The organism is Morganella sp. EGD-HP17 (assembly GCF_000512315.2).
Taxonomy (GTDB): domain Bacteria; phylum Pseudomonadota; class Gammaproteobacteria; order Enterobacterales; family Enterobacteriaceae; genus Morganella; species Morganella morganii.
The window spans coordinates 1-13,068 of the sequence record NZ_AZRH01000005.1 but is presented as its reverse complement, the minus strand read 5'-3'; the positions used below and the strand labels follow the sequence as shown (position 1 = coordinate 13,068).

Below are 13,068 nucleotides of genomic sequence, written 5' to 3'. Positions count from 1 at the left end.
TCCCGTCCTGACAGATACGGTACATGCAAAATACAACCCCGTTTCGTGAATTATGGCTGAAATTCAGCGAAGAAGAGCTGCTGCCGGAGGCAGACGGCCTGCTCCGTGATGCGCCGGAAGTTGTCAGAAACAGTGTCACCACACTGCATATTTATAACGGACAGAATCTGATTTGCCAGGGCGACCCGGCTCAGGCGGTCTATATCATTCTGGACGGCGAGTTTATTGTTAACAAGCAGGCGGAGAATGGTAAGCAGGTCGGGCTGACATTCTGCTATCGTGGTGAATTCCTCGGGGAGATGGAGGCGATTTGCCGGCAGGCATACCGTTATGATGTGATTGCGCTGTCAGACTGCCGTGTACTGCGGATGCCGGCGGCAACATTTCTGTCCTGGTTGTCACAGGATCACCGCCTGTCTCTGCTGCTTAACCGCCAGCTGGCAAAACGCTGCCTTATCAACGGTGAACAGCGGCTGATGAATGCTGTTGATTCCGTCGAAAACAATCTGCTCTATATGCTGACACAAATCAGCGGCCATCAGATCCATCTTCCCCGTGACATGCTGGCCAGCATTCTCGGCACATCGCGGCGTCATACTGATAAAGTTCTGCTGCGCCTGAAAACACAGGGAAAAATTACCCTCAGTGAAGGTGTGATCGGGCTGGTAAAACCGGACTGAACTGCGATCCGTGCCATTGTGCGCCGGTAAGTATAAGCATAGTATTACTGCACACTATCGGAGGAGCATATGTACCGTTTTCAGAATGATTATAATGAAGTTGCACATCCGGCTGTTTTAAAAGCCATTACTGACACAGCAGGCCACCGCCATGACGGTTACGGCACGGATACTTTATGCGGTGATGCCGCAGCGCTGATTAAACAGCGGATTGGTCAGCCGCAGGCTGATATCCACTTTTTTAACGGCGGTACAATCACCAACCTGACGGCGATTTCCCATTTTCTGCGTCCGCATCAGGCAGTGATCTCCGTCAGCACCGGCCATATTGCCACCCATGAAACCGGGGCAATTGAAGCGACCGGACACAAAGTCATCACCGTATTTTCCCCTGACGGCAAACTGACACCCGATCATCTTAAACCGGTCATTGCCGAACATAATGATGAGCACTGGGTACAACCGAAACTGGTCTATATTACCAATTCCACTGAGATCGGCACGGTTTACCGTAAAGCAGAATTGCAGGCACTGCGTCGTTTCTGTGATGAGCACGGGTTATGGCTCTATCTTGACGGCGCCCGTCTCGCATCTGGTTTAATGTCCGCACAAAGTGATCTGACAATTGAGGATATCGCGGCACTGACAGATGCGTTCTATATCGGCGGTACCAAAATCGGTGCGATCGCGGCGGAAGCTCTGGTGATCAATAATCCGGCGCTGAAAGATGATTTCCGGTTCAGTATCAAACAGAAGGGCGCTCTTCAGGCAAAAGGCTGGTTGCTGGGTGCTCAGTTCCTGGCGTTGTTTACAGATGACCTCTATTTCTCATTAGGCAAACACCTCAACAGCATGGCCGGACAACTGGCGGCATTCTTTACGGAGCAGGGTTTTACCTTCCTGGCACCGCCGGAATCCAACCAGGTCTTTGTTATTCTGCCTTCCGCACTGGCAGAAAAGCTGAAAAAACAGTTTGTTTTCCATGAAACGCTGTTGCAGGAACCGGGAAAATCCTGTCTGCGTCTGTGCACCTCGTGGGCAACCACACAGCATGATATCGATGACTTTAAAAAGACATTTCTGTCACTGATCTGAGGGTCCGGATAATTTCCGTATTGATAAAACCACGCGGTGAAAACACAGCGTGGTTTTTTTATACTTCATATTATGGCAATTATTTATTTCATCATTATTCCTGCTTATTTCCGTGATACTGATTCAGAAAAATAACACTGACTAAAAAAAGTGTTTTTTTAATCGTTATTTTTATTTTAGGGTTTAACAGCAATCTGAGTACACAGTACACCCATTCATATAATCTGTTATTAATAAGGAAATGAAATAATGAAGAAATTAGATAAAAGTAAATTGCTGAAAATAAAATCGCCGTTATCAGGATGGTCATTCAGTAAATAATAAACACACTAACTAATTGATAGGCCATGTCAGTCAGCCGGGGCATGGCTTATCCACCTGACGGACACTGTTATATGATAAATCTGACTTTTCCTGATTATAAACATCAGCAGGCTTATCAGTATTTTTCTGATGAAGTCTATGAATCACTTAATTATTTATTATCCTATTATCGTTTACCAGAAATAAGCTCAGAAGTTCCGTTGTCATGGCAAAATTGCGCTATTCATTATATCGCCGGTAAATATGCGGAAGATGATGAACATGCTGATGCGGTAACTTACCTCAATCAGTTGATGCGAAAAAGAACGCCGTTACCACTGACTATCTCGCCACTGACATCTGCCGGTCATTTATTGGCAGAAACGATGATCCTGAAAATTATCCGTGATGATAAACAACTTGGTTTCGGCTATTGTGATGATCCGGTACTGGCAGCAGCGGAAACGGAAAAAATAACACAGGCATTATCCGTTATTCATCGCTGCGCGCCGGAAACCGGCAATGAAATTGACCGGTTTATCCATCAGATATACCTGACTCAGGAAACCGCAGACGGCTCCCGCTTTATGCGTTCCGGTACCAATTTCTATATGTGGGGAATGATGTTTGCCTATGTTCATCCGTCACATTCGGTCGCTTATTATATTGATATTCTGGCACATGAATGCGGCCATACGGCACTGAATATCCTCAATGCGGGGGATCCATTGGTACTAAACCCAGCTGATGAAGTCTTTGCTGCTCCACTGCGTGATGACGACCGGCCGATGATCGGTATTTTTCATGCACTGTTTGTATTATCCCGCATCTGCTATGTATTTTCTGAAATTATCCGTAACAGTGACGGTATACCGGAGCCGGAATATTATGACCGGCTGAGCAGTAATCTGGAAAAACTCCGTAATACTGCCGATATTGTCAGGCAACATGCCATACTGACAGAAACAGGAAAAAATATTTTTACGGCTATCTGTCAGCGCTGGAATCTCAGCTGATGCTGATCTACCGGGTGATTTTTGAACGGAAAAGCAGGGCGATTAATATCTGCTTTTTCTTTAATGCGCTGGGCTCCGGGTTACTGATGCCGCTGGCATTACTTTACTTTGCCGGGAAAACACTCAGTGAAAAAGAAATTCTGTATCTCGGCACGATTAAATTCTGGTCATTCTCATTGGCCTATTTTTTTATTATTCCGCTGATAAGCCGGTTTGACAGTAAGAAAACCATTATTTTTTCACTGTCGTTTAAACTGGTATCACTGTTATTTCTCTTTATCGGACAAACATTTTATCTGTGTCTTGTGGTGATGCTGGCAAACGGTATTGCCACTTCCGTATTTTCAGTAGCAGCAAAATACTATATTAAAGCTACCTCGGAAAATATCAGCGAAAGCTTTTCAGTACGAATGACGCTGAATAATACCGGTGCTGCGATTGCACCGGTACTCATTACACTGTGTGTCTTTTTTTCACTGCCTTTTACGTACGCATTACTGATTCTGACCGGGATTTTCATGATTGGTATTCTCTTCTCAGCAAAACTGCGTTCTTGTCCCGGTGAAACGAAAAATCACTTTTATTACCTTCATTTTTCTGATCTTACCGGCAGAGACACCGTTCTGATCTCTGTGCTCAGCACTATTTTTGCCATGCTGTATTACAGTTTTGAAGTCATTGTGCCGCTGGAGCTTATCCGATCCGGCTCTGAGTATCTGATAGGACCGGTTTTGCTGTTTAATACGCTGGTTATTATCGCAGGGCAAATCCCGGTATACCGTTACTTCACGGAGAAGTGGGGTATTATTACCGCACTGATGGCGGCAACCGGTTTATGCATTTTTTTGTTTATTCCGTGGTTCTCCGGTATCGCAGAACTTCCGGCTCTGTTACTGATTGTGCTGGGTGTCACTCTGCTGGAAATGTTTTACGGTGCGGGTATCGATACTCTGATCACTCTGGCCAATTCTCCGCGTAAAATCGCAGTCCTCGACGGTCTCTCCGGTATTTCACTGGCAATTGGTGCGGCAATGACAGCGGCGGTTTACAGCGATTCGATACTGTTTTTACCGCTGGTTATTGCGCTGTATCTGGTTGTCGCCGGTATACTGGCATCGCGAAAGGGAGTGGGTTACCAGTGAATTCTCAGCGGAACACCTATTTCTGCACGAAAAGTATTTTCAGAGATAGTTTCTGATGTAAAAGGATCGAAGCCAATGGTTCTGGCTTCTTCTTCCCAATAAGGATAACGGATACTTTCAGGAGAATCAGCAGGAATAATGTGTATACATTCACCTTGCAGATAATGGAGTACATGTACTAATTCATGATACAAAACAATAGCCAGCCCGGTAGATACCGGGCACAACATGGTTTTTTCTTACCGGGAAAACCGTTTTGAACCGGCAACACAGGCAATCACACCACAGGTTGACGCAACCATTACGGAGCTGACGGTTTCATTCAGTAACCACGCGGAAAGCACCAGCCCAAAAAACGGTTGTAACAGCTGTAACTGGCTGACACCGGTAATACCGCCTTCCGCCAGGCCACGGTACCAGAAGAAAAAACCAATCAGCATGCTGAATAACGAAACGTAAATCAGTCCGCCCCAGGCCTGTGCCGGTATACCGCTGAATGTCACCGGCAGGAAAGTGATACTGAGAATCAGCATCAGCGGCAGAGAAAGCACCAATGCCCAGCAGATCACCTGCCAGCTGCCGAGTGGCCGGGAAAGGCGGGCACCTTCCGCGTAACCCAGTCCGCACAGCAACACGGCCGCAACCATATACAAATCACCTGTCAGAGTACTTTCACCGCCCTGAAATAAGGCAAACCCCATCACAAACAAGCTGCCGAGGACAGAAAAAAGCCAGAACGCCGGGCGCGGACGCTCATTGCTGCGCAGCACACCAAACAGTGCCGTCGCCAACGGTAACAATCCCAGGTACACAATCGAGTGTGCCGAACTGACATACTGAAGAGCAAGAGCTGTCAGCAGCGGAAACCCGACGACGACACCCGCCGCCACAACGATCAGCGACAACAGATACTTCGCAGCTGGCAAACGCTGGCGCAGAACGGCCAGAATGAGCAGAGCGGCAATGCCGGCAATCGCTGCGCGGGCGGTTGTCAGAAAATCCGGTGCAAAGCCGGTAATACCCGCCTTGGTGGCGGGCAGGGAGCCGCTGAAAATCAGCACGCCGATAAACCCGTTGATCCAGCCGTGTGTTGAGCGGGAAACCGTTGTCATTGCATTATCCATCCTGTACTCCGTTAATTGCCTCTTGTTATTACAGAGAGTAATGCGGATAATTATGACAATCAAAAAATTGTCATGGATACATTTGTATGGCAACGCCACGTTATAAACAGTACGTCGATACCCTTGCAGCCCGTATCCGTAACGGTGAACTGGCGGCCGGAACACAATTGCCGACTCATCGTGCTTTTGCGGCTCAGGAAGGGCTGTCATTAGTGACAGCGTCACGTGTGTATCAGGAACTGATCAATCAGGGGCTGGTCAGTGGTGAAACCGGACGGGGAACATTTGTCAGAGATATCAGTTTATTACCGGTTACCGGTATTGAATGTGATGTCACTCCGGCAATGTATGACCTTAACTTTATCTATCCGGAAGTCACGGAACAGACCGCATTACTGCGCCACACGCTGCGCCGGTTATCCATGAGCGGTCATCTGGAAAGTCTGCTGCATTACCTGCCTCACGCCGGGCGGCATCAGGAGAGGGTTGTTGTTGCTGATCACCTGAAGTTGCGTGGTTTTTCTGCCGTTGACCCGGATACTGTTGTCATGGTCAGCGGAGCCCAGCACGGTCTGGCCTCTGTTGTACTGAGCATGTTCAGCCCCGGTGATGTAATTGCGGCGGATGCACTGACTTATCCCGGCTTTAAAGCACTGGCACAAACCTGTCATATCGAATTGGTTCCGGTGCCGGTTACCCCGGAAGGCCCGGATTTGGCAGCGCTGGCACAATTATGCCGCCAGCGGAAAATCCGCGGCTATTTCACCATGCCGACACTGCATAATCCGCTCGGCTGGGTGATGGATCTGACATCCCGCAGGAAGCTGATAAGTCTGGCCCGGGAAAACCGTTTTTTTCTGATAGAAGACGGCTCCTATGCTTTTCTGCAGAAACCAGCACCAGCTCCGCTGGCAGAACTGGCGCCGGATATCACATTTTATGTCACCGGATTTTCCAAAAATATCGCCACCGGCTTGCGGGTCGGATTAATTGTTGCTCCTCCGGAATATATTGCTGAGCTGGAAAAAATTATCCGCATCACTACCTGGAACACACCAGCACTGATGACCGGTATTGTCCGTGAGTGGCTGGAGCAGGGAGAAGCCGAAAAACTGGAGCAGAAAAAGCGCCGCGATGCCAAAGCCCGGCAAAAAATTGTCAGCCGGATTTTTGCTGATTTACCCCATATCGCACATCCGGCCGGCTATTTTTTGTGGATCCCGTTACCGGAAAATGTGCGCTGCGATGCGGTTATCAGCCGCCTGAGAGCGGCCAATATTGCCGTCAGTCCTGCAGAGTCTTATGCCGTAACCCGCGATATCCCGCAGGCTATCCGTGTGGCTGTCAGCACACTGCCGTATGATGACCTGGAATCCGCGCTGATGGCTGTCAGAGACACCATTACCTATCTGATGGATTTATGATGTTATGAAAAGCATTCACGAATGGCATGACCGGCACTATACCGTAACAACGGATATCACCAGGCTGGATATCGGTAAAATTCATGACTATCTGACGCATTCCGCATGGGCGGAAGGGATCAGCCGGGAGTTGGTCAATGAAAGTATATTGAACAGCCTGTGTTTCGGGTTATTTGCCGGTACAGAACAAATCGGTTTTGCACGGCTTGTCACCGATGGGGTTACATTCGGGTATCTCTGCGATGTTTATATTATCGATGAATATCAGAAACAAGGACTCGGCCGCTGGCTGATGGAGTGCTGTCAGTCACATCCGGTGATGAACCGGCTGAGACGCATTATGCTGGTCACATCGTCAGCGCCGTGGTTATATGAAAAATCGGGTTACAGCCCGGTCAACCGGGAGAATTATATCTGGCAGATTGTCAGACCGGATATTTATAAACAGTGAAAAGGGATACTGTTTTATCGTATATACGCTGTTAAATCAGTGTGTTGTTTAACTAAATAATACTATTATATATATTGTTTCTCCCTCAGAGAAAACGATTTACTTTGTGATTTTACGGGAATATACTCCATGTGTTTATTTCTTGCGGAGAACACGTAATTGGACAGTCATAGATTATTTATCAAAATACATTGATCCTGCCGGTAATTCTGTTTTCCTCTGACTGCCGGCAGTAATACTGCGGCAGTACCTCTCTTTATAATGGTACTTCCTTATTTAATTTAGCTTATCTTTCACGGGATAGGCCCGAAAGGACGGATTTATCATGAATCTCTATATGCTGGCGTTATTCCCTCCTAACTGATTGTTTTTCGGTTAATTCATTTTAAATTGCCGTGTTTGCGCACCGTATCCTGCTATTCCGTCTATTCAGAACGGAAGGGGCATGGCTTTTTATTAAAAAATCCACAGTACGTATTCATTTATGAATAAGCGTACAGGCTATCTTTTGCTGATAAGGAATATATGGACACACCACCCGGGCCCGGAAATATATCATTTCCCGGACTGTCCGTTATCATGACAGTTATTTAAATTAACTGTTAAATCAGACAGTCCGGTGAAAAATAAATGACTCAGTTTATCTGAGGAAATAAAAGGAATCGTACCATGACTGTCAACGTTAACCGCACTGTCACTCCGGCTGTGCGCGATAATAATGCTTTCCCTGCGGCGGTATATGCCGCAAAAACACCAGACGAAACATTAGCAGAATTACATTCTGATATGCTGGGGCTGGATGAAATTGATGCCCTTGACCGCCTGATAGAACATCAGGAAAACGTGGTGGCACATGACAAAGCACCTCCCGCGTTTATTCAGTTTATTTCCGCATTTCATAATCCGTTTATTTATGTATTGCTGGCGCTGGCCGTTATCAGCTTTATGACGGATTATCTGATCCCCCTGCAACAGGGCGAAGACACTGACCTCACCGGTGTACTGATCATCGGAACGATGGTTTTTCTGAGTGTGGTACTGCGTTTCTGGCAGGAATACCGGACCAACAAAGCCGCAGAAGCCCTGAAATCACTGGTAAAAACCACTGCCACAGTACTCCGGCGTGAAAAAGGACGATCTGTCCGGGCAGAACTGCCGGTAAAATGTCTGGTTCCGGGGGATATAGTAGTTCTGAGCGCCGGGGATATGATACCGGCGGACTTGCGGCTGCTTCGTTCCCGTGATCTTTTTATCAGCCAGGCCATTCTGACCGGGGAATCGGTTCCGGTAGAGAAATATGATACTCAGGGCGATATCCATGAAAAAGATGCCGCAACGATAACGGAAAACGGACAATCACTGACGGAATCGGGCAATATCTGCCTGATGGGCACCAATGTGGCCAGCGGCACGGCACTGGGTGTTGTGGTGGCAACCGGTGACAAAACCTATTTTGGCTCACTGGCGAAATCCATTGTCGGAACACGCTCACAGACGTCATTCGATCGCGGGGTGAATAGTGTCAGTATCCTGCTGATCCGCTTTATGTTAGTGATGGTGCCGGTTGTCCTGCTGATTAACGGATTTACCAAAGGCGACTGGTTTGATGCCACACTCTTTGCACTTGCCGTCGCAGTCGGGTTAACCCCGGAAATGCTGCCGATGATTGTCAGTTCGAACCTGGCGAAAGGCGCAATTGCAATGTCGCGGCGGAAAGTTATCGTTAAGCGGCTGAATGCAATACAAAACTTTGGCGCAATGGATATCCTGTGCACGGATAAAACAGGAACGCTGACACAGGATAATATTATCCTCGAGCATCATCTTGATACGGAGGGTAATACCGATGAAGCCATACTGGGACTGGCGTGGCTGAACAGCTTTCACCAGAGCGGCACACGTAACCTGATGGATCAGGCGATCATCCGTTTCGGGCGCGGTAAAGCCGAAACAGAGTCTCTGCACAATTATCAGAAAATTGACGAACTGCCGTTTGATTTTGTCCGCAGACGTCTGTCTGTATCAGTAAGAAAACCGGATGGTACCGCCTTGCTTATCTGTAAAGGTGCGGCGGAAGAGATGCTGGCGTGCTGTTCTCTGATCCGGACCGGCAATCATATTTCACCGGCGGATGATAAGAAAAAACAGGCCATTATGGCGCTGGTCAATCATTATAATGAAACCGGATTCAGAGTGCTGCTGCTCGCAGAGCGGGTTCTGGACAGCAAAGAGCAGGGATTGCCGCTCTCCGCAGACAGTGAACAGAATATGATTTTATGCGGAATTCTGACCTTCCTGGATCCGCCGAAAGACAGTGCGGCAAAAGCTCTTAAAGCACTGAAGCATAACGGGGTAACCGTAAAAGTGCTTACCGGGGACAATGCGGTTGTCACAGCAAAAATCTGTCGTGAAGTCGGGCTGGATGCCTCGATGAGTATCAGTGGTGATCAATTGGCGCTCCTCGGTGATGAGGAACTGAAACAGGTGGCGCAAACACACACTATTTTCTGCAAACTGACGCCGCTGCAAAAATCAGCCCTGGTCCGGATTTTACAGTCCGCCGGCCATACCGTTGGTTTTCTCGGGGACGGAATTAATGACGCACCGGCACTGCGGGATGCGGACGTCGGAATTTCCGTGGACAGCGGAACGGATATCGCCAAAGAATCCGCGGATATTATCCTGCTGGAAAAAGATCTGATGGTTCTGGAGGAGGGGGTCATTAAAGGGCGCGAGACATTCGGTAATATTATTAAATACCTGAATATGACCGCCAGCTCTAACTTCGGTAATGTATTTTCTGTTCTTATCGCCAGTGCCTTTATTCCGTTCCTGCCGATGCTGGCCATTCAGTTACTGATTCAGAACCTGCTTTATGATATGTCTCAGCTTGCGCTGCCGTGGGATAAAATGGATAAAGAATTCCTGCGCAAACCCCGTAAATGGGATGCGGGCAATATCCGGCGCTTTATGATCTGGATTGGCCCGACATCGTCTGTATTTGATATCACCACCTTTGCATTATTATGGTTTGTTTTCGGGGCAAACAGTCCGGACAACCAGGTCTTATTCCATTCCGGCTGGTTTGTTGAGGGGTTATTATCACAAACGCTGGTCGTGCATATGCTGAGAACACAACGGATCCCGTTTATTCAGAGCACAGCAACACTGCCGGTATTATTGGTTACCGGGATTGTTATGGCCATCGGGATCTGGCTGCCGTTTTCACCAATCGGAAGTTATATCGGGCTTGAGCCGTTACCGTGGGAATATTTCCCGTGGCTTGCTGCTACGCTGGTCAGCTATTGCGGTCTGGCACAAATCATGAAGGGCATTTATATCCGCCGTTTCGGAATGTGGCTGTAAGTTAAGATATGTTGTACCTGTTATTCAGCTGATTTTTACTGAATAATAGGTACAATCAGAGTATCAAAATAAAAGGAATACTATGCAATTAGAATTTAAACGGCTCACTCAGATAAAACCGGCCGATATTACCGCACTGAACAATCACCCGAAAGTGTTACAGCAAATGCCGCTGGGTAGTCCGGATTTTGATGATGGAAAAAGCCGCAACTGGGCAGAAGAAAAAGACGCTCAGTGGGAAATAAATGGATATGGCCCTTGGGCATTTGTGATCGACGATGTGTTTGCAGGCTGGGGAGGGAAGGTGATGATGCTGACCTGGCGCTGGTACTTCATCCTGATTTCTGGGGAACGGGAAAAATCATCTGTGATGAAATTATCCGCCACGCATTTGATGAAATACACTTAACCAGTATCACCATTTTATTACCGTTATCCCGAAAAGTTTCCCGGTTTATAACACGTTACGGATTTCAGCCGGATGGTTCTGTTAACTATGATGGTGTGGATTTCCGGCGATTCCGGTTATTTTCAGATCATACAGATGGACATGATTAAATAACGATAGGTTTTATTTGTAATTTATAATCTGATATATAAAGTATCCCGCTGCCAGTGGGATGACAAACGGAATAATGAGCATCAGATACAATCCGCCAAGCCCCCGGGGGCTACTACCATTAATAACATCCTCAAATGTTGATTCTGAAAAATAATGACGAAGGACATCATCACTGCATTTTTTAGCAAACGGAAATAAAGGTAAACAAATGCAGGCATAGATTATCCATAAAAAATGAATGGTTACATTATCATTTAATGAATAAATAAACATGCCAAAAACAAAAAGGCCAAGGCAGGATTTACCCCAAAAATCCCAACTTTTGATAAAAAGACGAATAGGGTGTTTTCTTTTTTTATTTGCTATATGGCGCTGTCTTATTTTTTCTTTTGTATAGTTTCTTCCACTCTTACTCATTGAACTATCTCACAAAAAAGGAAATATTTGGGGATGGACATCCGGCCAATTTATCATGGCTGAGCGTAGTGAACGAGAGGTTTTTGAAACGCGGAGATAAAACACCCGTCAGCGGGTGTTTTATCTTGTCGGGCTGATGTGACTTATTCGTCGAAATACCAATATCCCTGATTGATAAATTCGGTTAATTCCGCAACAAAAACCGGGTTCTCCAGTGCTTCACCGAGCTCATTCACGCCGACTTCGGTTAACCGGCACAATGTATCCGCACCTTTAATTTCGGTGGTCATCCAGCCTTCGGTATTAACGAAGAAATGTTCCCCGATACGCAGAACACGCAGTCCGCTCAGTCGTATCAGTTTTTCACCGGCATTCAGAGCACTAAGTACTTCTTCCGGCTCATACGGCGGTTCCGAAGGTGCAATATCCAGCTCATGGCGCGGGGTAGTTGCAAAACGGCCTAACCACTGTTCGAAATCACCTGGCTTGTTGATCATTTCAATCATCATGGCACGCAGGCGTTCAACCTCATAAGATTCCATTGAACCTGAGTTTTCACGTACTTTCAGGTCAGGGTCGCCATAATTGACGCCCCCCAAATCCTGTTCCAGTGCATAGTCTGCAAAGCTGCTCAGCAGATCACGTCCTGTCGGTCCGCGAAAGCCGACAGAATAGTTCATGGTATCTTCGAAGGTGAAACCATCGTGAGGAAATCCCGGCGGAATATACAGAATATCGCCCGGCGCCATTTCCACATCAATTATCGGCTCAAACGGGTCGACATGCAGTAATGCCGGATGTGCGCAGAACTGACGCATGGGAAGGGCGTCACCCACACGCCAGCGACGGCGGCCCATGCCCTGGATAATGAAAACATCATAGTTATCAATATGTGGTCCGACACCACCGCCGGGCACTGAGTAGGAAATCATCAGGTCATCAAGACGCCACTCAGGCAGCACGCGGAACGGTTTTACCAATTCCGCAGCCGGCATATGCCAATGGTTGACAGCCTGTACCAGCAATGACCATCCTTTTTCACCTAACTGGCTGTAGTCCTCAAACGGACCGTGACTCGCTTCCCATTTGTTATCAATGAAGCTGACCAGGCGGCTGTCAACTTCCGGCTCCATAGCCAGGCCGGCCAGTTCATCCGGCGTGATAGGGTCGGCAAAATCAGGAAATGCATTTTTCAGTACAACGGGTTTTTTCTGCCAGTATTTTTCTAAAAATTCAGGCCAGTTAAGATTCAGTTTGTTAACCATGTGACCACATCTATATGAGGAAATAAGCGGATAATTATAGAAGCAATGCGCTGTCATATTTTTGTTTGGGGTCAAGTGCGGGTCAATAACTTTTGCGGGGAGATTCGTGGGCTTATAGTGATTCAGTTGTCGGACGGTCGGAGACAAGAAATCGTTATCCACGATAAATGAACCAGCATGATTTAGCCTGGCGGAATAACAGATTTCGTTATTTCATACTTTA

Annotated in this window: 12 protein-coding genes; 8 read left to right on the top strand and 4 right to left on the bottom strand. The window is 47.2% G+C overall.

Annotated elements, in window-relative coordinates; genetic code table 11:
- Nucleotides 1–23 precede the first annotated feature (23 nt).
- The 4 genes from X965_RS06855 to X965_RS06840 all read left to right on the top strand — a co-directional run bounded on the left by X965_RS06855 (nt 24) and on the right by X965_RS06840 (nt 4,236).
- On the top strand, nt 24–680 hold the full coding sequence (locus X965_RS06855; protein WP_036417529.1) for a Crp/Fnr family transcriptional regulator: 657 nt from the start codon (nt 24–26) through the stop codon (nt 678–680).
- Nucleotides 681–749: 69 nt separating this feature from the next.
- Nucleotides 750–1,775 carry a low specificity L-threonine aldolase gene (locus X965_RS06850; protein ID WP_004237556.1) on the top strand — a complete coding sequence of 342 codons (1,026 nt, stop codon included), beginning with the start codon at nt 750–752 and terminating at the stop codon, nt 1,773–1,775.
- A 524-nt stretch (nt 1,776–2,299) separates the two neighbouring features.
- Entirely contained in the window at nt 2,300–3,094 is a 795-nt protein-coding gene (locus X965_RS06845) for an HEXXH motif-containing putative peptide modification protein (protein WP_225973376.1), read from the top strand.
- Nucleotides 3,094–4,236: an MFS transporter gene (locus X965_RS06840; RefSeq protein WP_036417528.1), complete on the top strand. Its 1,143-nt coding sequence runs from the start codon at nt 3,094–3,096 to the stop codon at nt 4,234–4,236. The genes X965_RS06845 and X965_RS06840 overlap by 1 nt, the downstream gene beginning before the upstream one ends.
- On the opposite strand, the gene X965_RS18930 is transcribed toward X965_RS06840, so the two are convergent.
- Both X965_RS18930 and X965_RS06835 read right to left on the bottom strand, forming a co-directional pair.
- Nucleotides 4,227–4,466, bottom strand: a complete 240-nt coding sequence (locus X965_RS18930) for a M91 family zinc metallopeptidase (protein WP_072144561.1) — start codon at nt 4,464–4,466, stop codon at nt 4,227–4,229. The genes X965_RS06840 and X965_RS18930 overlap by 10 nt on opposite strands.
- 9 nt (nt 4,467–4,475) lie before the next feature.
- Nucleotides 4,476–5,360 carry a DMT family transporter gene (locus tag X965_RS06835; RefSeq protein WP_036417526.1) on the bottom strand — a complete coding sequence of 295 codons (885 nt, stop codon included), beginning with the start codon at nt 5,358–5,360 and terminating at the stop codon, nt 4,476–4,478.
- 86 nt (nt 5,361–5,446) lie between these two features.
- On the opposite strand from X965_RS06835, the gene X965_RS06830 reads away from it, so the two are divergent.
- From X965_RS06830 to X965_RS06815, 4 genes are all read left to right on the top strand, one after another.
- On the top strand, nt 5,447–6,784 hold the full coding sequence (locus X965_RS06830) for a PLP-dependent aminotransferase family protein (RefSeq protein ID WP_036417524.1): 1,338 nt from the start codon (nt 5,447–5,449) through the stop codon (nt 6,782–6,784).
- A 4-nt stretch (nt 6,785–6,788) separates the two neighbouring features.
- On the top strand, nt 6,789–7,235 hold the full coding sequence (locus X965_RS06825; RefSeq protein ID WP_036417523.1) for a GNAT family N-acetyltransferase: 447 nt from the start codon (nt 6,789–6,791) through the stop codon (nt 7,233–7,235).
- A gap of 669 nt (nt 7,236–7,904) precedes the next feature.
- Entirely contained in the window at nt 7,905–10,601 is a 2,697-nt protein-coding gene (gene mgtA, locus X965_RS06820; protein ID WP_036417521.1) for a magnesium-translocating P-type ATPase, read from the top strand.
- Between the two features lie 82 nt (nt 10,602–10,683).
- Nucleotides 10,684–11,010: a hypothetical protein gene (locus tag X965_RS06815; protein ID WP_253280766.1), complete on the top strand. Its 327-nt coding sequence runs from the start codon at nt 10,684–10,686 to the stop codon at nt 11,008–11,010.
- Between the two features lie 162 nt (nt 11,011–11,172).
- Here the strand turns inward: X965_RS06815 and X965_RS19740 are convergent, their stop codons facing one another.
- Together X965_RS19740 and X965_RS06810 are read right to left on the bottom strand one after the other, a co-directional pair.
- Nucleotides 11,173–11,580, bottom strand: coding sequence for a hypothetical protein (locus tag X965_RS19740; RefSeq protein ID WP_015422704.1), 408 nt, complete (start codon nt 11,578–11,580; stop codon nt 11,173–11,175).
- Nucleotides 11,581–11,723: 143 nt separating this feature from the next.
- Nucleotides 11,724–12,845: a cupin domain-containing protein gene (locus X965_RS06810; protein ID WP_004237569.1), complete on the bottom strand. Its 1,122-nt coding sequence runs from the start codon at nt 12,843–12,845 to the stop codon at nt 11,724–11,726.
- Nucleotides 12,846–13,068: the final 223 nt, after the last annotated feature.

Bases quoted from the DNA above. Each gene is read 5' to 3' on its own strand.
- X965_RS18930 (WP_072144561.1), bottom strand. From the start codon at position 4,466: ATGTTGTGCCCGGTATCTACCGGGCTGGCTATTGTTTTGTATCATGAA.
- X965_RS06825 (WP_036417523.1), top strand. From the start codon at position 6,789: ATGAAAAGCATTCACGAATGGCATGACCGGCACTATACCGTAACAACG.
- X965_RS06810 (WP_004237569.1), bottom strand. From the start codon at position 12,845: ATGGTTAACAAACTGAATCTTAACTGGCCTGAATTTTTAGAAAAATAC.
- X965_RS19740 (WP_015422704.1), bottom strand. From the start codon at position 11,580: ATGAGTAAGAGTGGAAGAAACTATACAAAAGAAAAAATAAGACAGCGC.
- X965_RS06840 (WP_036417528.1), top strand. From the start codon at position 3,094: ATGCTGATCTACCGGGTGATTTTTGAACGGAAAAGCAGGGCGATTAAT.
- mgtA (WP_036417521.1), top strand. From the start codon at position 7,905: ATGACTGTCAACGTTAACCGCACTGTCACTCCGGCTGTGCGCGATAAT.
- X965_RS06835 (WP_036417526.1), bottom strand. From the start codon at position 5,360: ATGGATAATGCAATGACAACGGTTTCCCGCTCAACACACGGCTGGATC.
- X965_RS06830 (WP_036417524.1), top strand. From the start codon at position 5,447: ATGGCAACGCCACGTTATAAACAGTACGTCGATACCCTTGCAGCCCGT.
- X965_RS06850 (WP_004237556.1), top strand. From the start codon at position 750: ATGTACCGTTTTCAGAATGATTATAATGAAGTTGCACATCCGGCTGTT.
- X965_RS06815 (WP_253280766.1), top strand. From the start codon at position 10,684: ATGCAATTAGAATTTAAACGGCTCACTCAGATAAAACCGGCCGATATT.
- X965_RS06855 (WP_036417529.1), top strand. From the start codon at position 24: ATGCAAAATACAACCCCGTTTCGTGAATTATGGCTGAAATTCAGCGAA.